Annotated in this window: 16 protein-coding genes and 1 other annotated feature; of the genes, 9 read left to right on the top strand and 7 right to left on the bottom strand. The window is 46.5% G+C overall.

The window, feature by feature from the left end; all coding sequences use genetic code 11:
- Nucleotides 1-537: 537 nt before the first annotated feature.
- The 3 genes from A8709_RS12790 to A8709_RS12780 are packed head-to-tail and all read right to left on the bottom strand — an operon-like array spanning nucleotide 538 to nucleotide 5,319.
- Nucleotides 538-2,151 (bottom strand): helix-turn-helix domain-containing protein, encoded by a 1,614-nt coding sequence (locus A8709_RS12790; protein WP_244163179.1) that lies wholly within the window; start codon nucleotides 2,149-2,151, stop codon nucleotides 538-540.
- Nucleotides 2,135-3,922, bottom strand: a complete 1,788-nt coding sequence (locus A8709_RS12785) for a cache domain-containing sensor histidine kinase (protein WP_065852781.1) — start codon at nucleotides 3,920-3,922, stop codon at nucleotides 2,135-2,137. Before A8709_RS12785 ends, A8709_RS12790 begins: the two co-directional genes overlap by 17 nt.
- Nucleotides 3,923-3,957: 35 nt before the next feature.
- A complete protein-coding gene (locus A8709_RS12780; protein ID WP_065852780.1) occupies nucleotides 3,958-5,319 on the bottom strand; it encodes a sulfatase-like hydrolase/transferase in 1,362 nt (453 codons plus the stop codon).
- A gap of 189 nt (nucleotides 5,320-5,508) precedes the next feature.
- Between A8709_RS12780 and A8709_RS12775 the strand changes: the two genes are divergently transcribed.
- The 3 genes from A8709_RS12775 to A8709_RS12765 are packed head-to-tail and all read left to right on the top strand — an operon-like array spanning nucleotide 5,509 to nucleotide 8,666.
- Nucleotides 5,509-6,453, top strand: coding sequence for a carbohydrate ABC transporter permease (locus A8709_RS12775; RefSeq protein ID WP_065852779.1), 945 nt, complete (start codon nucleotides 5,509-5,511; stop codon nucleotides 6,451-6,453).
- A gap of 15 nt (nucleotides 6,454-6,468) precedes the next feature.
- Nucleotides 6,469-7,299: a carbohydrate ABC transporter permease gene (locus A8709_RS12770; protein WP_065852778.1), complete on the top strand. Its 831-nt coding sequence runs from the start codon at nucleotides 6,469-6,471 to the stop codon at nucleotides 7,297-7,299.
- Between the two features lie 29 nt (nucleotides 7,300-7,328).
- Nucleotides 7,329-8,666, top strand: a complete 1,338-nt coding sequence (locus A8709_RS12765; protein WP_065852777.1) for an ABC transporter substrate-binding protein — start codon at nucleotides 7,329-7,331, stop codon at nucleotides 8,664-8,666.
- A 78-nt stretch (nucleotides 8,667-8,744) separates the two neighbouring features.
- Here A8709_RS12765 and A8709_RS12760 read toward each other — a convergent pair whose 3' ends face one another.
- Complete coding sequence (locus A8709_RS12760) at nucleotides 8,745-9,656, bottom strand: helix-turn-helix domain-containing protein (protein ID WP_065852776.1); 912 nt, start codon at nucleotides 9,654-9,656, stop codon at nucleotides 8,745-8,747.
- Nucleotides 9,657-9,797: 141 nt separating this feature from the next.
- Between A8709_RS12760 and A8709_RS12755 the strand changes: the two genes are divergently transcribed.
- The 5 genes from A8709_RS12755 to A8709_RS12735 all read left to right on the top strand — a co-directional run bounded on the left by A8709_RS12755 (nucleotide 9,798) and on the right by A8709_RS12735 (nucleotide 19,193).
- On the top strand, nucleotides 9,798-11,930 hold the full coding sequence (locus tag A8709_RS12755) for a glycoside hydrolase family 3 protein (RefSeq protein ID WP_065852775.1): 2,133 nt from the start codon (nucleotides 9,798-9,800) through the stop codon (nucleotides 11,928-11,930).
- Between the two features lie 84 nt (nucleotides 11,931-12,014).
- Nucleotides 12,015-12,272, top strand: a binding site (T-box leader).
- Between the two features lie 80 nt (nucleotides 12,273-12,352).
- The gene (gene ileS / locus A8709_RS12750) at nucleotides 12,353-15,433 is read left to right on the top strand and encodes an isoleucine--tRNA ligase (protein ID WP_065852831.1); all 3,081 of its coding nucleotides are present in this window, start codon (nucleotides 12,353-12,355) and stop codon (nucleotides 15,431-15,433) included.
- Nucleotides 15,434-15,581: 148 nt separating this feature from the next.
- Complete coding sequence (locus A8709_RS12745; protein WP_065852774.1) at nucleotides 15,582-16,325, top strand: response regulator transcription factor; 744 nt, start codon at nucleotides 15,582-15,584, stop codon at nucleotides 16,323-16,325.
- A gap of 2 nt (nucleotides 16,326-16,327) precedes the next feature.
- Complete coding sequence (locus A8709_RS12740) at nucleotides 16,328-18,076, top strand: sensor histidine kinase (RefSeq protein ID WP_065852830.1); 1,749 nt, start codon at nucleotides 16,328-16,330, stop codon at nucleotides 18,074-18,076.
- A 136-nt stretch (nucleotides 18,077-18,212) separates the two neighbouring features.
- A complete protein-coding gene (locus tag A8709_RS12735) occupies nucleotides 18,213-19,193 on the top strand; it encodes an alpha/beta hydrolase (protein WP_065852773.1) in 981 nt (326 codons plus the stop codon).
- A gap of 82 nt (nucleotides 19,194-19,275) precedes the next feature.
- Here the strand turns inward: A8709_RS12735 and A8709_RS12730 are convergent, their stop codons facing one another.
- Nucleotides 19,276-19,590: a hypothetical protein gene (locus A8709_RS12730; RefSeq protein ID WP_065852772.1), complete on the bottom strand. Its 315-nt coding sequence runs from the start codon at nucleotides 19,588-19,590 to the stop codon at nucleotides 19,276-19,278.
- Nucleotides 19,591-19,680: 90 nt separating this feature from the next.
- Nucleotides 19,681-20,544, bottom strand: coding sequence for an AraC family transcriptional regulator (locus A8709_RS12725; protein ID WP_065852771.1), 864 nt, complete (start codon nucleotides 20,542-20,544; stop codon nucleotides 19,681-19,683).
- 147 nt (nucleotides 20,545-20,691) lie between these two features.
- On the opposite strand from A8709_RS12725, the gene melA reads away from it, so the two are divergent.
- The gene (gene melA / locus A8709_RS12720) at nucleotides 20,692-21,990 is read left to right on the top strand and encodes an alpha-glucosidase/alpha-galactosidase (RefSeq protein ID WP_065852770.1); all 1,299 of its coding nucleotides are present in this window, start codon (nucleotides 20,692-20,694) and stop codon (nucleotides 21,988-21,990) included.
- Between the two features lie 350 nt (nucleotides 21,991-22,340).
- Here the strand turns inward: melA and A8709_RS12715 are convergent, their stop codons facing one another.
- Nucleotides 22,341-22,658 (bottom strand): dehydrogenase, encoded by a 318-nt coding sequence (locus A8709_RS12715; protein ID WP_065852769.1) that lies wholly within the window; start codon nucleotides 22,656-22,658, stop codon nucleotides 22,341-22,343.
- Nucleotides 22,659-22,719: the final 61 nt, after the last annotated feature.

Genomic DNA, 22,719 nt, shown 5'->3' with positions numbered 1-22,719 from the left:
GCAAGATCAGATGCTTGAACTGGAAGCTAATACAGTAGTTGGAGAAGAACTGGAACCGCAGCTGGAGGAAGGGAACGTAGTTCCGCTATTTCAACCAGATAAGCTGGAATTGGCGAGATAGGGAACGAGGATCCGCTATTTTGTTGTTTTTAACCTAAAATAGGGGAAAGCGAGCAAATAGCGTACTCACGTTCCGTTACTCCGGATTTTTGCGTAAATTCCGAGAAATAAGGGATCTACGTTCCCAAACGGGCAGCAGGGGCTCACATGGGCACCACAAGTTGCTTGGACAGTAGCCTCAGTTCACAACCATTGGACCTGAAGTTTTCACCGATGGTGCTCACTTGGCGACACAAGTAACTTAATTGTGAACTTGGACTCGTATCTTTGAGACTCTAAGGCCTTCACCCTAGCAGCATACAACCCAAAAAGACAACCGATCCCGGTTGTCTTTTTTGCTACCAAAGCCCAACGGATGCGGCACTAACTGGCGGTGAGTCTATCGGCGGCGCATCCTAGCATCTCCCTACATCATCCCTACATCCTCCTCCTATACTCCGAAGGAGACAACTGCGTAAACCCGCGAAACAGCTTGATAAAATAGCTCGTATGTTCAAAACCAAGCTGCTCCGCGATTTGTTCAATACTCGCATCGGAGGTGTCTAAAAGTTCGCGCGCGCGCTCCATTTTGGAGCGAGTGACGAACTCGACGAAGGTTTCACCGGTTTCTTTTTTGAACAGGCGGCTGAAATGGGAGGGGTTCAGGTTCAGGCGACCCGCCATTTCTTCCATACTGGTCCGTTCGCCTAGATGAAGCAGGATATAGCGCTTCGCATCGGCGATTTCTTTGCGCACGGTGTGATGGCTGAGCGCTTGTACGGCTGCTCTTTTATCCAAGAGAAACTGATGCGTCCACTCTTGCAGATGATCCAGTGTAACGATCGCATAAATAGTCTGGTGCAGCAGCTCGGCCTTGAAATTCGAGACAAAATGCTGCATCACGATATATTTGAGCTCCAGCTCCATCACCAGATTGACCATCCAGCTGCGCACGGTATCTACAGGATAGTGTTTGGTTCGAAAGAGCCCGAACCATTTGGTCATCGCAGCTTGCAGATCCTCTTCATTGCTGCTCTGGATACAGGTGCGGAAATCTTGAACAGCTTCGGAGTAATGTACGAAGAGGTCGTCGTCCGTGGGCACCATGGGTACAACAGGTCCGATTCGCTTTTCTCCGGCATAGAAACGAAATAACTTGGCATCCAGCAACGCTTGGATTTGCTTTTTCAACGAAGGCAGATCATCACAGAGCTCCCCGATATAGAGCGAGATATCGATGCGCATGTAATGGTGGAAAGCCTGCTGCGCCTGGTGGAGCGCGGTACGGATTTCTTCATGTATGTTTCGTTTCAACGTTCTGGGGAAGGGAAACAGCAGGATCGCGTGCCGCTCATCCAGAGAGAGATTAACGCAGCCCTCGGTAGATATCGACTCGTTTAAGGTGTTATCCAGCACAAACTGCACCAAATGAGCGCCGCCAAAACGTGACTCCACATCGGCGATGCGCTCGGGTAAAGCGAGAACAGGCAGATAGCAGCTGCCATCTTTCAGGTGGATGCCGAAGGACGCGGCCTTCTCTGCCCACTCGGCTGCGTTCAGTACAGGCTGCTCGAGCAACGTTCGCAGGAAGGTGGAACGGATGACGGAGCTGTTTTGCTGCACGACTGCCTGCAGCTTGCGGACGTCCTGCTTCGCAGTTCTTTCCTCATTCATCTGCGAGACGAGCGTTTGGAGCAGCTCGATGAGATGCTCGATCTGCAAGCTCTCCTTAAGCACATACTCGCTTACATGCAATTTAACGGCTTTCTGCGCATAGTGAAAATCTTCGTGGCAGGAAAGGATAATCGTTTTTAACTGCGGATTGCTAGCGCGAACCTTCTCTAAGAGCTCGATGCCATCCATAATCGGCATTCCGATGTCGGTAAGGAGGATGTTAGGGCGATGCAGCTCGCAGGCCTCGAGGGCTTCTTCACCGTCGGCACAAGCGGCCACAAGGGTTAATCCTAAGGATTCCCAAGGGATGCTTGAGGTTAAATAATCTAGGATCGGTATATGATCATCAGCGAGCACGACTTTATACAAGAGGTTCACTCCTTCTGAAATCAGCAGGAATATGGAGTTCAATCGTCATTCCTTGTTGTGGCTGGCTGTGAATGTTCATCTCGAAAAGATCGCCATAAATCAATTTAAGCCGTTCGTATACATTCGAAAGACCGATACCGGAAGAACGTGTGCCATCCAGCATCGCGGATTGGATGACGATCTGCTGCTTGTTGCGAAGGAGGCGTTCTTGTAATTGCCGGAGGGTCACGTCATCCATCCCTTTGCCATCGTCTTTGATCGTAATGAGTAAGGTGCTGCCCGTCTTCTGAGCACGGATTACGATAGTGCCCTTCTTGCGATTAAAGCCATGCTTATAGGCATTCTCGATGAGAGGCTGAAGGATAAATCGCGGTATTTCTTCCATCAGCAGCTCGGGGGCCACATCTACAAATACGGCAGCAGGATGCCGAATGGCAAAATTCATCAAATCCATATACTGCTTAATCGTGGCAAGCTCGGCATGTAAGGGAATGAACTCCAGTTGATTGGAAATCATCGCACGGAGCAGGGAAGACAGGGATTCGACTAGTTCGGCGTTCTCTTTATCCTCCTTCATCAACAGCTTCAAGCGTATCGAGCTTAGCACGTTAAAAAGAAAATGCGGATGAATCTGGGCTTGCAGCATAGCTAGCTCCGCATGACGCTTCAGTTCTTGCTCGAGTTTCACATGCTCCAACATCTCCAAGATGCGGTCCAGCATGTTGTCAAAAGAGCGGCCGAACTGCCCGACTTCGTCACCGCCTCGAATATTCGAGCGGACACTCATGTCGCCAGCTTCGACTTTTTGCACCACAAGACCCAGTACTTTGATCGGCTTTGTGAAACGCTGTAGCAGGTAGACAAGGGCAATCAGAAAGCCTGCTGCGAAAAGGACTTGCAGAATGAGGCCGGAATGGTACATGCCTGTGAGTTTTTCTGTCAGTTGTTCGTAGGGAGCCACACTCACGAGCTTCCAACCGGCAAAGCGCAAGGGAAGGGACGTATAAAGCTGATTGGTACCATGCAGCTGAATCATGCCTGATGGGTTGACTTGGTTGACATCCATAATCGTATGAAAGGATTGCCCGATGAATCCGGTATTACGGTTCGATAAGATCTGATCATTGGCGTCTAGCAAATAGACATCCTCTGTAAACCCATCGAATAAATTACGAATCGCACTCTCGGATCGACTCACGATCAGCGATGCGAGTGGCTTAGGCGAGTCGCTGTACAGCATCCGTGAAGTCATGAATACGTAAGGATTTTCTTTGGCCTGAAGCGGAAGGTAGTTCGGCTCTGCACCAATAAATAGCGTGTCATAGGCAGATAAGCTGGCTAGCTTAGGGAACCAGTAACGCTTCATGAAGAGGAGCGGGTCCCAGTCGTAAAATGAGTAGTCCGAGTATGCGCGGCCGTCTGTCATCAGCAGAGTTAACTGCAAATCAGGCTTTTCACCGGCGATCTGTTCAAGCCGTGTGGTGATCTGTTTCGCGGCTAGCGGGTCCGTTTTGCCATTTTCCATCAAGCCTCGGAGCTCGGGGTCGAATTGAATGAAATTGGAAATAGAAACCATTTCATCGAAAATATTATAGATTTGATTCTGAACGATCTGCAGCGATTGGGCAGATTTCTCTTGTGTCTGCTCACGAATAATGCGTTCAGAATACACAATGGTCACATAAAGCATCAATAAGGTAGGAAATACCAGGCATGCGATCGATGTAAGAATGAGCTTCTGCCGAAGTGATAGTCTATGAAGATATTGTAGGAATCGCATGTCTGGATGACCTCCCTAGGTTGTTTCTCTAGCTGTTATACGTATCCTGCGTTCTGATAAGAGGGATCAGCCTCAGGCCCGAAGCCTAGCTCGCCGCGACGCTTACGGAACTGCACCACTTGCTGCGCATACTCCGGTTCATCAATGAAATTAAGCGATTCCTCCGGGTTTCGGTGTAAATCGAATAGCACCTCGGGCATCGTTTCGCCATAATATTGATACTTGAGATGATCGCGCTTGATCATGAGATTAGTGCCCATAAATTGCGAGATGGTTTCATTATTCCACGCTTCTCCGTTTTTGGCCATGAGGGGGACAAGACTTCGACTATCGAGCTCTTGCGGAACAGGCGTATCGGACAGATCGCATAAGGTTGCAAAAAGGTCACAAAGATTGACGTTCTCTTCCACAACGCCGCCATCTGGGAACTTCCGTGGGTAACGGATGATCAGCGGAACTCTAGCGCTTGCCTCGAAGAACTTCTGCTTCTCCCAAATACCATGCTCCCCCAGCATCTCGCCATGATCACTCGTATAGACGATGATCCAGTCATCGAGGTTTTGCCCGGCGTGGGTGAGGGCATCTAGCACTTCCCCGTACAGGCTATCGATCGTTTCAACCATCCCATAGTAGGCTGCTGTGGCTCGGCGCAGATCGCGCTCTGTGACATCAGAACCTGCTTTCACTTGATGTTGGGACAGAAACGGATGATCAAACACTTCTTCGTTCAAATAAGGATCTACACGATTTAAATAATAATTAAATTTATCTTCGCTCGTAAAGTATGGATAGTGTGGTTGAAGCAAGCTTACCTTCAGGAGTAATGGTTGTGTTTGATCTCTATCATAGTACGGATTGCAGAAAAAATCCTCGATAAACTGCTTTGCTCCCTGCACAGCGTACTCGTCATGAGATACGCATAGCCCTCTGCCGACGCCAGCGCGTGTAATTTCTTTGGCATTCGACCATTTGACTTCTGCGAAATGTTTGCGATGATCCATCGCCTTACCGCCGATATAATAGGGGTTTACTTGGATATCTCCGCTGATTCGTGACGTCCAGCCCTGCATTTGATCCGTTCCGAGGTGATGAAGCTTCCCACTGACGACCGTTTCATAGCCCTCTAAGGCGAATTGCCTAGCGAAGGTCATGGAGCCAGGGGCTAAATCCTGCCCGAACTTCTCGCACTTGCTCGTACGAGGGAGCTGACCCGACATGATACATTGGCGAGCGGGAATGCAGATCGGGGAAGGGGTATAGGCATTGCTGAAAACAACACCATCCTTAGCAAGCTTATCCATAATGGGAGTGCGTATAACGGTATTGCCCGCCCAACCGGCAACATCCGGGCGATGTTCATCACTCATCAGAAATAAAATATTCGGTTTCTTATCCATCGTTCGTCTCTCCTTTGGCTGTTGGATACTTACTATAATAGTGAGTTTTGGCGCCTAGCACATTCAACGAATTTTGCAAAAACCAAAAAAATTCGCGCATTTTTTTTCGCAAATAGAAAAATTCGTTTCATGTATTTCCTAGTCGAGGCTCCTATAATGAGCGTATACAACGATGATTGAGGTGATTACATGGAACAAGTGTTAACCAAAAGTGTAACGGATGCGAAGAGCCAGACAACACCCCGTTATGCGCGTAAGCAGTCATTTTACGATACAATCGCGGGTTATTTGTTTATCTCGCCAATGTTGATTACAACGACGGTACTCACGATTATCCCGATTCTGCTGTCCGCTTTGATCTCCTTTACGGATTGGAATTTTATTACAGGCATAGGGCACATCAAGTTCATCGGGGTCACGAATTACCAAGGTCTGTTACATGACGAAAGCTTCTTGCGGGCGATTAAAAATAATATCTACTTAATGGGTGTCGTACCCGTCGCCATGTTCCTGTCACTGGTCTTGGCTGTGCTGATTAATTCAGCCACCTACTTCAAAACCTTTTTCAAAGTCATCTATTTCATGCCCTTTATCTCCAGCTTTGTTGCGGTAGCCGTTCTCTGGCGAATTTTATTTCATCCGAACAGTGGACCGATCAATGGCTTCTTGAAATCGATAGGCATTGCACATCCACCGATGTGGCTGGCTGATCCCAGCTATGCACTCCTTTCCGTCATGATCATTATGGTGTGGGCGTCGCTCGGGTTTAATATGATTATCTTTCTAGCAGGCTTGCAAAATATTCCTAAAGATCTATATGAAGCAGCTGGGATTGACGGTGCATCGCCGATAAAACAATTCTTCTCCGTTACGCTGCCGATGCTGTCACCAACAACATTTTTCCTGCTGATAACGGGGATTGTATCGTCCTTCAAAGCGTTCGATCTCATCATGATTCTGACAAATGGTGGACCGGCCGGCTCGACATCGGTTATCGTGTTCTACTTATATGAAACCGCGTTCATTAATTTGAAATCTGGTTATGCATCTGCTATTGGGATGATTCTGCTGTTCTTCATTCTACTTATCACGTTAATTCAATGGATTGGCCAGAAGAAATGGGTAAATTATTAATCGGGAGGTGATCCTATGCCAAGAATTCGACTCTATCGCACGTTAATCACACTAGGCATGGCGCTTGGGGGCATTATCTTCGTTCTGCCGTTTGTTTGGATGCTTTCCGCCTCCTTCAAGCCGGAGCTGGATGTTCTGACTTATCCGATTCAGTGGATTCCTCACACCTGGCAGGCTTCAAAAAATTATAGCGAAGTGTGGGCAGGCGCCCTGCCTTTTACGCTATATTATTGGAATAGCTTGAAAGTCACGATCATGACGACACTTTTTTCTTTGCTCATCTCCTGTATGGCGGCTTACGGCTTCTCGAAAGTGGTCTTCAAGGGGCGCGATCTCATCTTCGTACTCGTGCTTGCAACGTTCATGATTCCGCATCAAGCAATTCTCGTGCCGCAATTCATCATGTTCCGCTGGTTAGGCTTATTCGACAGCCATCTGGGTCTTGTTTTAATTGGCGCCTCAGGCGTGCTCGGTACGTTTTTGCTTCGGCAGTTTTTCATGGGCATTCATAACGAAATTATCGAATCTGCCCGCATGGATGGTGCGAACCACTGGGTGACCTTTTATCGGATTACACTTCCGTTAGTGAGACCAGCGATGGCCACCTATATGATCTTGCGCTTCATCTGGACATGGAATGATTATCAGAATCCACTTATTTTCCTGCGTTCCGAACATTTGTTCACCCTTCAACTGGGCATGCGGAAATTTGCTGATGTGAACGGCGAGTACTTATCTCTGATCATGGCAGCAGCCGTTTCAGCTATTCTTCCTTTGTTGATTATTTTCATCATAGGTCAAAAGCATGTCATTGAGGGTGTTGCTTCAGGAAGCGTCAAGGGTTAGTACATTCAGACTTAGGGGGAATTTATAGGATGAAAACAACATGGAAACAAACCGCAATTGGCATGACGGCAGCAGTTGTACTGCTTACAGGATGTGCATCCAAAGGAACAGAAGGCAGCACGACGCCAGCATCGAGTGCCAGTGGCAAGCCAGTAACGATCAAGCTGCATACGTGGAACAACTTAAAGAATGATGGTTTTGATGTTGTCATCGATGCCTTCGAGAAGAAATATCCGAATATTAAGGTGGAATTCGTGTCTGCTGGCGATAACAACTCCTTAGAAGCGCTTAAAAAAATTGACCTTGCGGCAGCGTCGGCCGAAGATATGGATGTGATCATGCTCCCGGCGTCGAGCTATCTGACTCAGCGTGCTGCGCTGGGCATGTTCGAGCCACTGGACGCCTATTTGAATAAAGATGGCATCAAGATCGATGACGAGTATATGGGTGCTACACAATTAAATGGCAAAACCTATGGCATTCCAGGGAAATCCGTGACACAGTTCGTTACCATTAATGAAAACCATTTGAAAGAAGCGGGTCTGACCGTGCCGAAAAACTGGACATGGGATGACTACCTCGACTATGCGAAGAAAATGACGAAGACCGAGGGCGGCAAAACACGTTACGGCACGTTTTTCCATACCTTTATTAACTTCACATACCTGGCTCAATTTGGTCAAATGCAAAACTCCGGCCTCGTCACCGATGATGGGAAAAGCGCCAATATTAACACGCCATTCATGCGTAAATCCTTAGAGCTGCGCTTGCAGGCAGAGAAGGATAAGTCAGCGACCCCGTACGCCGAGGTGCTGAGCCAGAAGCTGAACTACCGTCCGCAATACTTCAATCAGAATACGAGTATGATGGCTGTAGGCTCCTTCATTATTGCGGAAACAGGCGGCTCGGACGCAGTGCCAGCGACGTTCAAGACAGTCTTTGCACCATGGCCGACGATGAACAAAGGAGAGCCTAACGTAACGCCAGTTGGTGGAGACAACTTTGCCATTTACAATAACTCGAAGCATAAGCAAGAAGCGTATACCTTCATTCGTTGGTTCACAACCGAAGGTCTCGTGCTGCAGGGCCGTTTCATTCCTTCTTGGAAAAAAGCAAACCTGGATCAAGTCGTTGATCAAATCGTTTCCAAAACGAAGTCGCCTGCTATGGTAGATAAAGAATCGCTACTGTATGTGTTGAAAAACACGGCGGCTGCGAAAGTAGCCACACCGCTGACATATCAAGCCGAGGTCGAGAAAATCATGCAAGAAGAATTCGATAAAATGATGCTGAAAAATCAGGATATCGATACGACGATCAAAACCGCGCAGGATAAGATTCAGAAGCTGGTGGATTCGAAAAAGTAATTGAAGTGGGAAGAGCCTTCGCCGGGGTGGCGGAGGCTTTCTTACTTTAAGCTGTGTGGGTTTATGCCGTTAGTTTCATTATTTAGGCTGTAAGTGTTTGAATTCTTTTTGTAACTTTTTCGGGGAAAGGTTGTATTCCTTTTTGAACAGCCTATAAAAGCTGGAATAATCGGGAAATCCACATTTTAAGGAAATATGCTCTATGGATATTTGATTTTGTCTAATCATAGTTACAGCGTAGGATAGTCGCTTTAAGGATACATAGCGATAAAAGGGAAGGTTCATATTTTTTGTGAAGTAATGAGAGAAGTAGTATTTATTTAAATGGAAATAATCGGATACGTTATCTAAGCTTAAATCCGACTCTGTCAAATGAGATTCAATGTATTCAAGTATAGCTATGAATCTGGGGTCTTGTTCATTTTTGTTAGAAAGATTTGGGATACTGCTTGCAGGGTCAAAGATGTCCTGAAGTACTTGGAATAATAAATAGTTGATCGAAAAGGAATGATTGTTTTCCCCATTTGTTAGTCTTTGATTCATTTCTTGAAGAGAAGAAGTGATATGTTGAAAGATTTTGGCATGCAGATGGAGCACGTAGGAGCCTTGTGTCTTTTGATTGATAACATGCTCTTTCATAGAGGGGGAGCTAGACATAAAGTCATCCATTAAATGTTCACTGACACTAACAATGATGCGTTTATAGGTATCGAAATTTTTAACAACCGCTTGATGAACGGCATAAGGAGGGATGATTACAACATCTCCTCTCTTGAGGGAATAGGACTGACCTTCACAAAAAAATTCGACCTCCCCCTCTAAAAATACAAGGATTTCTGTCACATCGTGCCTATGTAATCGGAATAAATCCTGGATTTGGGAAGGATGAAGGGAAGACTCGTTATTTTTCATAAGCCAATCGTGAGATTTACTAAAGTAATTCATTTCAAAACCATGACTGATGACTGGAATAAGAACAGATGGCTTCATGGGGATTGGCTTCCTTTCGAACAGCAATAATTACAATATTTCTAGCAATAAGTATCATTTATTTTCAATATTTTGTTGTTATTATAGCAGTATAACAGTAAATCAAGAAAGCGGTAACCCATTCATTAGGAGGTATTGATCATGGAAATGGACAAGAAACAACCTCATTTAGAAGTGAGATCCAAGAACATCATGGAAGTGGATGGATTACAATTTAAAGATTTGAATGGCAACGGGAAACTAGATCCCTATAAAGATTGGCGTTTGAGTCCGAAGGAACGGGCAGAGAACCTGGTTTCTTTGATGAATGTAGATGAGAAGATCGGGATGATGCTGATTAATACACGTCAGATGGGGCTTTCTCAGAAGGATAAGAGTAAGACAAGTCACAATGGTGTGCTGGATGAAGGTATTGTTGAAAAGGGAGAAAGTATTTTCGCCATTACCAAAGTAATGGGAACCACGCATACGCTCGAAAACATGCATTTACGTCACTTCATTCTGAGAGATAACTGGAGCCCAGCTCAAATGGCCGAGTGGGTGAATACTATGAACGAAGTATGTGAAGGAACACGCCTCGGTATTCCTTGTTTAATCGCATCTAATTCAAGAAACGAAAATACAGAATTTATCTTTGGTATGAATGATGCAGCAGGCATTTTCTCCACTTGGCCAGGAACGCTAGGCCTCGCGGGAGCAGCTAAGGGCGATATTAAAAATGGCGGTGATGCCTCACTTATTAGCCAATTTGCCCAAATCGCCCACGATGAATGGGATGCTACGGGGATAAGAAAAGGCTATATGTATATGGCTGATACGGTTACAGATCCTAGATGGCAACGGACGTATGGTACGTTTGGTGAAGATCCAGTATTTATTGCAGATGCCATCGGCCGCATTATCGACGGTTTTCAAGGGGAGCGCTTAGGAACACATAGCATTGCGATGACAACGAAGCATTTCCCAGGTGGAGGGGCAAGGGAAAATGGCTTTGATCCTCATTATGAGCAAGGAAAGTGGAATTTATATCCGACGCCAGGAAGCCTGGAGAAGTATCATTTACCTCCCTTTCAGGCTGCGGTTGATCATGGCACTTCCTCCATTATGCCTTATTATTCGATGCCAAGTATTAAGAAGAGTGTCGTCCAACAATTCGAGGGTGAAGACATACCATACGAAGAGGTCGGTTTTACATTCAATCACTACTTCCTCCAGCATATCCTAAGAGATAAACTAGGGTTCAAAGGCTATGTCAACAGCGACAGCGGCATTACGAGCAAAATGAGTTGGGGCGTTGAAGCATTAAGCGAAGCTGAACGTTTTGCTAAAGCTATTAACGCAGGTACAGATCTGGTTGCGGATACCAATGATATTGAAAATTTGAAAGCAGCAATCACGAATGGATGGATAAGTGAGCAACGTATCGATCAAGCGAATGTACGTCTTCTTACCGAAATGTTTACTCTAGGTCTGTTCGATGATCGTACCTATGTTTCAACAGATGCAGCTACAGCAACCGTTAGTAACCCTGCTCATTGGGAAGCTGCGTATCAAGCGCATATAAAGTCAGTAACCGTGCTGAAGAATCAAAAGCAGACATTGCCTTTAACTGTTGAAAAACTAGGGAATAAGTTGGTTTATGTGGAAGTTTTTCATAAGGAGACAGAACGAGCAACTGCATACACGGCAAAAGCAAAGAGAGAATGTCAGGAGCTTGGACATTTTACGTTAACTGATCACTATGAGGAAGCTGAAATCGCGATTGTGTTCTTACACCCCAAATCGGGCGCTTATTTCTCTGCTACGCCAGGATTATTGGAGCTTGAAATTTGTGAGAATAAGACAGAAACCGCTCTAGATGGTTCTTCCTACCAAGAAACGACCTTAACCGGTATGGATCATCTAAGAGAAGTTGCAGAAAGCATTCATAGCCGTGGCGGTAAAGTTATTATGAGTGTCAATGTGACTTTGCCATGGATCCTCGGCCATGTTGAGCCATTGGCAGATGCTTTGATTGCAGGCTACGATACCTTCTATAAGGCACAATTTGAAGTTATGGCAGGCAACATCCGGCCTATCGGTGTATTACCATTAACCTTGCCAGCGAGTGAAGCCGTCATTGCGGTTGATGAAAATGGGAATTGCGTGTCGAGAAACGATGTGTCGGGTTATGATAAGGACAACTATATGCCCGAAGGACTCACCTATGCCTATAAAGATAGCAATGGTAATCGATACATACTGGGTCATGGTCTAACCTATGAAGACCAATGATCAATAAATCCGCTAATCCATGCGGGTGAAACCATTTGACTTTTTCTCCTATTGATGCAAAAATGAATTAACTGAATGTTCGATTAAAATTCATTGACGAGAAAGAGTACGCTAATCCCCTTGTTCCACAGAGAGTTGGTGCATGCTGAAAGCCAACGTTCAAGACTTAGCTGAAAATCCTCTCCGAGAAGGAAAGCTGAAGTAATTAAGTAAGCTGACCCGGGTTCCAGCCGTTACAAAGGATGCGTATGATGGTACGTAGTAAGAGGTGTCGTAAGATCATGTTCTACATGATCGTTACGGAACTAGGGTGGTATCGCGAGATGAAATCTCGTCCCTTATGGGGCGGGATTTTTTTGCGTTTTCTCACGTTTCCGTCAATGAATGAACTTCAAGTTGTAGGTAGAGAGAGGATGGGAAATATGAGAAAAGTGGATGTAAAAGAGAAGGCAAGGACTCGTGAACTTCGTGTTCTTGAGCAGTGGAAACAACAGGATACGTTCCGTCAATCGATAAAAAACCGCGAGGGGAAGCCGAACTTTGTTTTTTATGAAGGGCCTCCAACTGCGAATGGCGAGCCTCATATCGGGCACGTACTTGGGCGTGTGATTAAAGACTTCATCGGCCGTTACAAAACGATGTCTGGCTACCGCGTCGTCCGCAAAGCAGGTTGGGATACGCATGGACTTCCTGTCGAGCTTGGTGTGGAGAAGAAGCTAGGCATTTCCGGTAAGCAGGAGATTGAAACCTACGGAGTCGCCGAATTCGTGGAGAAGTGCAAAAGCAGTGTTTTCGAATATGAGAAACAGTGGCGTGAAATGACCGAAGCGATCGGCTACTGGACGGATATGGAACACCCGTATGTGACCCTGACGAACGATTATATCGAGAGTGTATGGCATATTTTATCCACGATTCATCGAAAAGGACTCCTGTATAAAGGTCACCGCGTAAGCCCGTACTGTCCAGATTGTCAGACAACGCTCAGTTCTCATGAAGTTGCACAAGGCTATGAGGACGTCAAAGATTTGAGCGCCACCGTGAAATTCACAAGTAAAAGCGGGCCTGAACATTTCCTAGCTTGGACGACAACGCCGTGGACATTGCCTGCAAATGTAGCTTTGGCTATCAATAAAAATTTGGATTATGTCAAAGTAAAAAAGCATGACGAAGTGTATATCGTAGCCAGTAATTTAGTCGAAAAGGTTATGAAAGAAGACTACGAAATCCTATCCACGCATAAAGGTGCTGAATTCATAGGCACGCCTTATGTGGCGCCATTTGGCTATGTAAGTGTGAACAAAGGACATTTCGTCGTAGACGCGGACTACGTCAGCGACACTAGCGGTACAGGGATCGTTCATATTGCTCCTGCCCACGGGGAAGATGATTACCGCACTGTCCGTCAGCACGAATTGGATTTCGTGAATGTCGTGAACACGGCTGGGCGTTACACCGATCTGATCACAGATTTTGCAGGACGGTTTGTGAAAGATTGCGACATTGATATTGTGAAGTATTTATCTGAGCGTAATCTATTGTTCTCTAAGGAGCGATATGAGCATAGCTACCCGTTCTGCTGGCGCTGTAAATCGCCGCTTCTCTATTACGCGACCGAGAGTTGGTTCATCCAAACGACAGCAATTAAAGATCAATTGATCGAGAACAACAGTCAAGTTACCTGGTATCCTGCACATCTGCGCGAAGGTCGTTTTGGTAAATTTCTGGAAGAACTTGTCGATTGGAATATCAGTCGGAATCGCTATTGGGGGACGCCGCTGAATGTATGGGTATGCCAAGATTGCACAGCGGAATATGCGCCAGACAGCCATAAGGATCTCCGGGAGAAGTCGATTCATCCGATCGATGAAAGTCTTGAACTGCACAAACCCTACGTGGATGAAGTGAAACTTCGCTGCTCATGCGGCGGTATCATGGATCGAACGTCGGAAGTAATTGACGTCTGGTTCGATAGCGGCTCGATGCCATTTGCCCAGTATCATCAGCCATTTGAACACATCGAACAATTCCAGGAGCAGTATCCTGCTGATATGATCTGCGAGGGGATTGATCAAACGAGAGGCTGGTTTTTCAGCTTATTGGCTGTCTCCACCCTCTATAATGGGAAAGCTCCGTACAAAGCTGTTCTTTCAACAGGTCATGTCCTTGATGAGAAAGGCCAAAAAATGTCCAAGAGCAAGGGCAACGGCATCGATCCATGGGAAATCATCAACGAATTTGGAACGGATGCTTTCCGGTGGGCTTTGTTAGCTGACAGCGCACCTTGGAATAGCAAACGATTCTCCAAGCAAATCGTAGCCGAAGCGAAATCCAAAGTTATAGATACAATCCATAACACCCATGCTTTCTATGCGTTGTATGCGACGATTGATCAGTATAAGCCAGAGGAGCATTCGCGGCAGAAAACAGTGAATGTTTTGGATCGATGGATCGTGTCGCGATTGAACAGCACGCTGCAGGGCGTTGTGAAGGGGCTTGAGATCAATGATTTCTTGAACCCAGCGAAGCAAATCGAAGCTTTTGTAGATGAATTAAGCAACTGGTACATCCGGCGTTCGCGGGATCGGTTTTGGGGGAGCGGGTTTACGGAGGATAAGGTATCTGCTTATCAAACGTTACGCGACGTTCTATTGATCCTTGCACGAATGATAGCTCCTTATGCGCCGTTACTTGCAGATGATTTATACGGTAATTTGGGAGGTATGGACAGTGTTCACCTAGCCGATTACCCGACGGTAGATGAGTCTGTATACGATGTAACGCTTGAAAATGATATGGAAGCTGTGAGACAAATCGTTGAATTGGCTCGCAATATCCGGAATGAAACGGGAATTAAGACCCGGATGCCGCTGTCTGAATTATTTGTGTCCCTTGACCGCGAATATAATTTAGGTCAGTTTGAAGACATTATCAAGGATGAGATCAATGTCAAAGAAATCCGCGTAGTACAGAGTGATGCTGGTTTCGTACGCTTCCTTTTCAAATTAAACTTGAAGACAGCAGGGAAAAAGTATGGGAAGCTCGTAGGGCCTGTGCAAACGTATTTGAAGCAGTTATCTCCTGAACAAACGAAAGCAACCATGGACAACGGCTATCTGGATGTTACGGTGGAGGGAGAAACCTTGCATATCTTGCTTGATGATTTACTTGTAGAAAAGCAAGCGAATGAGGGCTTCGCCTCAGCATCGGGGTACCAGATGACGGTCGCCTTAAACGTGGCAATGACCGAGGAATTGGAACAAGAAGGTGCTGTGAGGGAAGTCGTACGTGCGGTTCAGGATTATCGTAAAAAGCTAGGGCTCCCGATCGAACAACGCGTTCATCTCGTTCTTGATGTGGATGCTAAGTTGAAAACAGCGCTGCTGCGCTTTGAGGATGTGCTGCAGGAAAACGTGCTGCTATCCAGTGTTAGATATGCCGCGGTGCCAGAAATGGAATCCGCTTCGTTCGGGGAGTACCAATGCAGATTACTGATTGAGTAAAGTAAAGATTTGAAAAAGCAGGACGCCGCGGCGCCTGCTTTTTTGGCATGTGAAATGAATTAAGCTTCCGTTAAGGTTGGTAAAATTCCTAGCCAGAAAAATCATGTTATGATGTAAAAATATCAGTTAGCGGAAGGAGACTGCCTCCATGAATGATGCAAGGATTTTGCTTGTTGATGATGAGCAATCCATTTTGGAGCTATTACAGACGGTACTACGTAAGGAAGGCTATCTACATGTCGATTCAGTGAAAACAGGTGAAGAGGCGATTGAGGCTTGCAAAGCCAAAAAATACGATGTCATTGTATTGGATGTGATGCTGCCTGGACGCAGCGGAATTGATGTGTTTCCGTTTATTCGGCAAACGACCGATGCGCCAGTTCTGTTTCTGACAGCTCGATCGTCCGATTTTGACAAGCTGACCGGCTTTGCAATTGGCGGAGACGATTATATAACCAAACCCTTTAATCCACTGGAAGTGGTTGCCCGCATACGCGCACAGCTGCGGCGATATGTTGGTTCAACATACGGTAAGCTGTCAGAGGCAACCTCACCTAGATCGACGAACGTCTTCGATTACGGCCGGTTTAAGTTAGATGAGTTAGCAGGGGAACTGCTCGTGGAGGGACAGGTTGTTTCCTGTCCAGCGCTTGTCTTCCAATTGCTGCTCTTCTTATGTAAAAATCCGAATCGGATTTACACCAAAAGTGAATTGTATGAAAAGGTTTGGGGAGAAGAAGCTTTCAGTGATGATAATACGGTCATGGTGCATATTCACCGTATAAGAGAACGTATCGAAGCAGATCCGTCCTATCCGAAGTTTATCGTTAACGTCAGAGGTCTTGGCTATAAGATTGTGAAAGATGAGCTGCAAGAATTATCCGCGCCATGACCATGAATATCAAGCGCCGATTAACGCTAAAGTTCGTTCTTCAGCTCGCTATCGCGGGCATGGTTGTCTTGCTTATCGCGGGGTTTACGATCTTCTGGATGCTGCAGCGTTTTGTTGAAATCAGTGTCACGCGTGATTTTGCCAGTGTAGGGTTGGAAAGGGTTGTAGAATCTTCTGTGCTCGGAAAAGAGGGTATTCGTTTTGCTCCGAGCTTGTTGGAACAAGTGAAGGATCACGATGGCTGGCTGCAAAGTCTTGATGAGAAGGGGCATGTAGAAAATGCCTATAATACACCGCAAGATGTACCCACGCAATATGGACCTGGGGAGTTGGTAGCTTATTGGACAGGGGCAACACCGTTTCCATACCAACTGGCACTATTGGTTCAAGAGAAGGACGGAAGGCTGTATACGTTGGTATATGGGGCTCCAAATCGATTAGACCCTCTATTAAAGCAGGTGAGTAATGGAACAGGCGCTGCTGACGACAAGTCGTTAGTGATCCCTGATGCCTTGGCGGAGGAACTCAAAACGGCTCATGCTTTTGTTCAATTGTTGGATTCGTCAGGCGTGGAACTGAACGCTTATAACAAACCTAAAGAGGTGCCGTCCCAATATTCGGTTCAGGAGCTTGCGCTTCGGACACTGTATAACGATCGATACGGCTATCGTATTAAAACTTCCTATGATGAGCAGACGGGACGCACATGGCTAGTTGGAGAGCCAAATACCCGAGGGAATCTGGGCACGAAACCGTGGATGCCAGAGGAAGTAACAGTTTTCATTCGTGGTTCAGCTGTCATGTTGGGTGTCTTATTGATTTTGTTTGTCTTGCTATCCCTATGGCAGGCCCATCGTTTTGGAGCGCCGATGCTCCATATGCTGGTATGGCTGGATTCCATAGGCAACGCGGTGTATCAAGAGCCTGTTGATCGCAAAGGCTTCCATCGCAGCCGTACGCCAACAGGCAAATGGCGGCGACGGTACCGCATTTTTGCCGAGGTGATGGTTTCAATCGAGAAGTTATCCACCGCCTTGCAGAGGGATCTAGCTACGAGGGAGCAGTCGGAGAGCCTGCGGGAAGAATGGATTGTGGGGATTACGCATGATTTGAAAACACCGTTGTCTTCGATTACAGGCTATGCCCATTTACTTGCGGAGCCTGCTTATGACTGGTCCCAAGAGGAGGCACGCAAGTTCTCAGCAACCATGTTGGATAAATCAGCCCATATGGATGCGCTTATCAACGATCTTGCGATGACGTATCGGCTGAAGACAGGTATTCTTCCTCCGGTAACGATGGAGGTTGAGTTGAACGCTTGGCTGGAGCAAATGCTCATTCAGGCTGGGGCTGATCCTGCTTACGGGATGCAGCGCATTGTATTTCATGCTGCGCAAACCGATGTCTGGGCTACGTTGTACACCCCATGGCTGGAGCGCGTCGTTAATAATTTAACAGCCAATTCACTTCTTCATAACCAGCCTGATACGATTTTGACGGTCTCTCTCTGGGGGAGTGAAGATGGAAGCAAAATCATGATTCAATTCGCCGACAATGGCAATGGCATGGATGAAGTTACATTAAACCGGCTGTTTGAGCGTTATTACCGCGGTACGGATACGGCATCCACATCCAACGGATCTGGACTCGGGATGGCGATATCCAAGGGGCTGATTGAAGCCATGGGGGGCCGAATTGCGGTTGAGACCCAACTGGGGGAAGGAACCATTATTCGGTTGATATGGCAGTGATAGATGCTGAATAGGTATCATAGATGCTCTCCGTTAATTACAGATCTTAATAACTAATTAAGCTGGAATTAAGGTGCCGTTTTCTCTCATGTAAGATTGCGCATTTATAATGAGGGCATACAAGGAGAGTGGGCAGATGAAAAAGTGGCTGAAAAGATTAAGGAAGATGGTTGTTATCGCGTTGGCTGTTATTCTTGTTCTTCTGGGATCAGGAGCGTTATATGAACAGGTAAGCCTCCGGAAGGATCTGAAAGCCTATACCCCTAGCGGTAAACTATACAAAGTAGATGGGAAAAATATGCATATATATACCGGTGGTCAAGGGGATGTGACCGTTGTATTCGCTTCCGGTTTGGGCACCGCCAATCCCTATGTTGATTTTTCACCGTTATATGACAAGCTTGCACCGTATGTGAAATACGCTGTTTACGATCGGTTCGGCTATGGGTACAGTGATACGACGGACAAGAAACGTGACATCGATACGATAACCAACGAAATACACGAAGTGCTGCAGCTATCCGGTCAAAAGCCGCCTTACCTGTTTGTCGGACATTCGCTCGGTTCCTTAGAAACACTCAGGTTTGCACAGAAATACCCAGATGAGGTAAAGGGCATCGTCATGGTGGATGGAGGAAGTCCCGAATTTTACTATAACGATACGGAGTATCCAGCATATGGCGGGTTTATCAAAAGTTTGCTCATAAATACTGGCGTTTTTCGGATGCTCTTTCACTTTGATAGTGTTATCGAAAGTTCACGCTCCATTCGCAATAACTTGAAATTCGTGCCCGATGAACGCAAGGAGGTTGACCTGAAAGCCACGTTACTTAAGCTTGAAAATGCCAATATGGCTGACGAACTGCGTCTTTCCCGGACTAATGCGAAGGTCGTTTTGGATGATAAAAAGCCCTTCCCTTTTCCGCTTACCGTGCTGACATCCGATTACTTGGGAGCTACGGGAGCTAGCAATGACGTCTGGAACAAATACGAAGCGGAATTTACTTCTTGGTCCTTACAAGCGAAGCAAGTGGTGGTCAAGGATACCGAGCATTATATTCATCAATATCGCCCTGATCTTGTTGCAGATGAAATATTAGCCATAGCCAAGCGGTAATCATTGGATCCATGAGAAAGAAGGCTGCCAGCAACTGGCAGCCTTTTCGAGTATCGGTAGGTAAGTGTATCTTAACCGTTAATTACGAGTCGAGTTGATCGGGTTCGGCCTGCGCTGCAGTTTCCTCAGCAGCCTGCTCCTCAGCTTGTTCCCCAGCTTGTTCGTCAGGCTGCTCACCTGCCTGCTCCTCAGCTGGATCGGCCTCAACACTAGCTTCTTCCGAAGCGGCAATTTCTTGCTCGACTGGGGATGTGTTCTCTCCTTGGAGTTGTTGGAGCGCCTCAAGTCTAGTGCTTAAGCTCTTAATTCTTTCATTCGCTTGGATGCTATCACCAGATAATTGCTTCGCGTGGCGGAGCAAAGTTTTTACTCTTTCAATTTCGGCTGCGTGTGCCATCGTTGTGTTGCCTCCCCATAGTTTATTCCATTTGTTGAGCACGAAGGAAAAGGATCATTCCTAGAAAAGTGTATACTTTTCCAGGTTGTACTACAAGGAAAATTGTCGAAGTTCTTTGCGGTACACGGAAGGCGCAGAGCCGCTCCATTTGTGGAACTGCTTCGAGAAATAGAGCGCATCATTGAAGCCGACGGAAGAGGCGACCTGATCGATGGTCATAGCGGTTTGGAGCAGCTGCTTGGCCCGTTCCATGCGGATATTGAACAGGTACTGCATCGGCGATAAGCCGGTGGATTGTTTGAACATTTTACACAAATAGGTTCGATGGTAGCCCAAATTACGTGCCAACTGATCGATGGATACCGATTGCGTGTACTGCAGCTCTAAGTAACGGATGGCCTGTCCGACTTGGCGTTTGATATCTGTTTCGGCGGTTGGCTTATTCGTTATGTGATGTGTGTTGGCACGCCCAAGCTCACGCAGGAGCAGCTTCAGCCAGCCTTCGGATTCCAATTCTTCGAGCTGAGGAAAGTCCGACTGTTGGAAGCAGGAACGAATGTGGCGATAGTAGTGTCGAATCTTACGCGGGTTGCTCCCTGAAACGACGGCCTGCTGTGGAGAGACGCCGATCTGTGCAAACGTAGTACCCGCACTGCGCCCAGTGAAGGCAACCCAAATATAATGCCAAGGGTTATCGGCATCCGCGATATAGGTGAAGAGCTCGCCTGGATGTATGAAAAAGGAATCGCCAGCGGTGCAAGTGTAGGTGCGCCCTCCGGTTTCAAAAGTACCCGTTCCCGAGAGGACGGTATGAACGAGATAGTAGTCATGAACGGCGGGGCCCATTTTGTGCAGGGGATGAGGTGTGCCTTCACCGCTGAAAAGGACGGATAAGTCCAGATTACTATGAAGCGGGTTGATGCTTATGGTGAAATATTTATGATCCTGATTCATGGGAGCCTCGACTTGTTTTTATTTTTTAGGTTACTCTAATAAACTACAAATGTCCATATTGGAGTTGTTTCAATCCATATGCTTCCATACGTGTCTGCGCTATAGTAAAGATAAGCTAATAGATTGCAATTTGGAGGAGATTCTTATATGTCTAAGATTACTTTTTTAGGTGCAGGAAGTACCGTTTTTGCGAAAAATGTGCTCGGCGATTGCCTGCAAACTCCAGCATTACAAGGGTTTGAAATCGCTCTCTTTGATATTGATCATGAGCGCTTGCAAGATTCAGCGAACATGCTGAATAACATCAAGAAAACAAGTGGAAGTACCTCCATTATTAAAGCGTATACAGACCGTAAAGAGGCGCTAAGAGGTGCCAAATATGTGGTGAATGCGATCCAAGTAGGTGGCTATGATCCATGTACGATTACGGATTTTGAAATTCCGAAGAAATACGGTTTACGTCAAACGATTGCGGATACAGTTGGGATTGGCGGTATTTTCCGCAACCTGAGAACGATTCCAGTGATGCTTGATTTCGCAGCCGATATTCGTGAGGTATGTCCAGATGCGTTGTTCCTCAACTATACGAATCCGATGGCGGTCTTAACGAATGTTATGAACACTTACGGTGGTGTTCGTACGGTTGGTCTGTGCCACAGTGTGCAGGTGTGTGTGCCGCATCTTTTTGAACATTTGGATATCGATCAAACAGGGGTTAAAGCGAAGATTGCCGGCATTAACCATATGGCATGGCTGCTTGAAGTGACGAAGGATGGCGTAGACTTGTATCCGGAAATCAAGAAACGCGCTGCCGAGAAGCAAAAAGAGAAGCACAAGGATATGGTTCGCTATGAAATGATGCTGAAATTCGGTCATTACATTACGGAGTCGTCGGAGCATAATGCCGAGTATCATCCGTACTTCATTAAAAGGAGTTATCCAGAGCTGGTGGATCGCTTCAACATCCCACTGGATGAGTATCCGCGTCGTTGTATTGATCAGATCAGCCGCTGGAAGCAAATGCGCGAGGATCTTGTGAATGATGCGAATCTGACGCATGAGCGTTCGCATGAATATGCTTCGTATATTTTCGAAGCGATCGAGACGGATGTGCCGTTCAAAATTGGCGGTAACGTCATGAACACAGGCTTGATCACGAACTTGCCGCGCGAAGCGTGCGTGGAAGTACCTTGCTTGGTTGACCGCAACGGTGTGACACCTACGTATGTAGGGGATCTGCCTCCACAGTTGGCGGCGTTGAACCGCACGAACATCAACACGCAGCTGTTAACGATTGAAGCGGCGATTACGGGTAAACGTGAGCATATTTATCACGCGGCGATGCTGGATCCGCATACGTCAGCAGAGCTGTCGATGGATGATATTGTCGCGATGTGCGATGAGTTAATTGAGGCTCACGGCAAATGGTTGCCGGAGTATAAGTAAGAAGAGAGCCGCGGGGATGGAGAATCCCTGCGGCTTTTATTATCGTGTGTGGCGGGCACAGTAATTACATCGAGTAAATGGATGTTATGTAGCTAATTTATCAGGTTTCACTCTTTTATTCCAAATAAATGGAATTCGTACAGTTAATTTTAGCTAGTTTAGAGTAATGTGAGGAAGTTGGCTAAAATACCTGTATGTTATCCAGTTAAACTCCAAAAGTGACGAATATCTCGGGAATTACCTGCATGTTTTCCAGTTGATTTGCGAGCAGCTATTCTAAAAAGTAAAGCCTGCCAACCTCTGGCAGGCTTTACGAGTAGTTGTGGCTCAGCAGACTCCGGCTTGCATCATCAACCGCCAAACGCATCGCGAAACGCGTCATTCAAGACTTCTAATTCGACTTTCCATATTGGAGCGATCTCGGGCCCGACCTGCTCGTCAAACCAGTCGGCAAGTGCCCGACGGTTACTGCCATGATCGACGATGAAGGGGAGATTCAGCATCACTTTTTTCACGTAGATCGTCTCGGCATCTTTAATTTGCTCGGGGGATAGCCAAATTTTGAGCCGCTTGATGGTCCGGTACAGCTCTTTGCTGCAGGCTCTGCGAATGCCGCGAGCATTGGGATATTGCTGTTTATGCTTTTCACTTTGCTTCTGGTACACCATGCTGGGATCGACACTCCTCTCTCTGTTATATGTATGCACAGAGAGGGGGGAGAGCGACTAG

Source organism: Paenibacillus pectinilyticus, from assembly GCF_001700435.1.
In the GTDB taxonomy this organism is placed as follows: domain Bacteria; phylum Bacillota; class Bacilli; order Paenibacillales; family NBRC-103111; genus Paenibacillus_E; species Paenibacillus_E pectinilyticus.
The sequence above is the reverse complement of the archived record's forward strand: the minus strand, read 5'-3'. Positions and strand labels throughout refer to the sequence as shown.

What these genes read in the sequence shown, in the direction of transcription:
- A8709_RS12785 (WP_065852781.1), bottom strand. Translation starts at nt 3,922, where the DNA reads ATGCGATTCCTACAATATCTTCATAGACTATCACTTCGGCAGAAGCTC.
- A8709_RS12780 (WP_065852780.1), bottom strand. Translation starts at nt 5,319, where the DNA reads ATGGATAAGAAACCGAATATTTTATTTCTGATGAGTGATGAACATCGC.
- A8709_RS12775 (WP_065852779.1), top strand. Translation starts at nt 5,509, where the DNA reads ATGGAACAAGTGTTAACCAAAAGTGTAACGGATGCGAAGAGCCAGACA.
- A8709_RS12770 (WP_065852778.1), top strand. Translation starts at nt 6,469, where the DNA reads ATGCCAAGAATTCGACTCTATCGCACGTTAATCACACTAGGCATGGCG.
- A8709_RS12765 (WP_065852777.1), top strand. Translation starts at nt 7,329, where the DNA reads ATGAAAACAACATGGAAACAAACCGCAATTGGCATGACGGCAGCAGTT.
- A8709_RS12760 (WP_065852776.1), bottom strand. Translation starts at nt 9,656, where the DNA reads ATGAAGCCATCTGTTCTTATTCCAGTCATCAGTCATGGTTTTGAAATG.
- A8709_RS12755 (WP_065852775.1), top strand. Translation starts at nt 9,798, where the DNA reads ATGGAAATGGACAAGAAACAACCTCATTTAGAAGTGAGATCCAAGAAC.
- ileS (WP_065852831.1), top strand. Translation starts at nt 12,353, where the DNA reads ATGAGAAAAGTGGATGTAAAAGAGAAGGCAAGGACTCGTGAACTTCGT.
- A8709_RS12745 (WP_065852774.1), top strand. Translation starts at nt 15,582, where the DNA reads ATGAATGATGCAAGGATTTTGCTTGTTGATGATGAGCAATCCATTTTG.
- A8709_RS12740 (WP_065852830.1), top strand. Translation starts at nt 16,328, where the DNA reads ATGAATATCAAGCGCCGATTAACGCTAAAGTTCGTTCTTCAGCTCGCT.
- A8709_RS12735 (WP_065852773.1), top strand. Translation starts at nt 18,213, where the DNA reads ATGAAAAAGTGGCTGAAAAGATTAAGGAAGATGGTTGTTATCGCGTTG.
- A8709_RS12730 (WP_065852772.1), bottom strand. Translation starts at nt 19,590, where the DNA reads ATGGCACACGCAGCCGAAATTGAAAGAGTAAAAACTTTGCTCCGCCAC.
- A8709_RS12725 (WP_065852771.1), bottom strand. Translation starts at nt 20,544, where the DNA reads ATGAATCAGGATCATAAATATTTCACCATAAGCATCAACCCGCTTCAT.
- melA (WP_065852770.1), top strand. Translation starts at nt 20,692, where the DNA reads ATGTCTAAGATTACTTTTTTAGGTGCAGGAAGTACCGTTTTTGCGAAA.
- A8709_RS12715 (WP_065852769.1), bottom strand. Translation starts at nt 22,658, where the DNA reads ATGGTGTACCAGAAGCAAAGTGAAAAGCATAAACAGCAATATCCCAAT.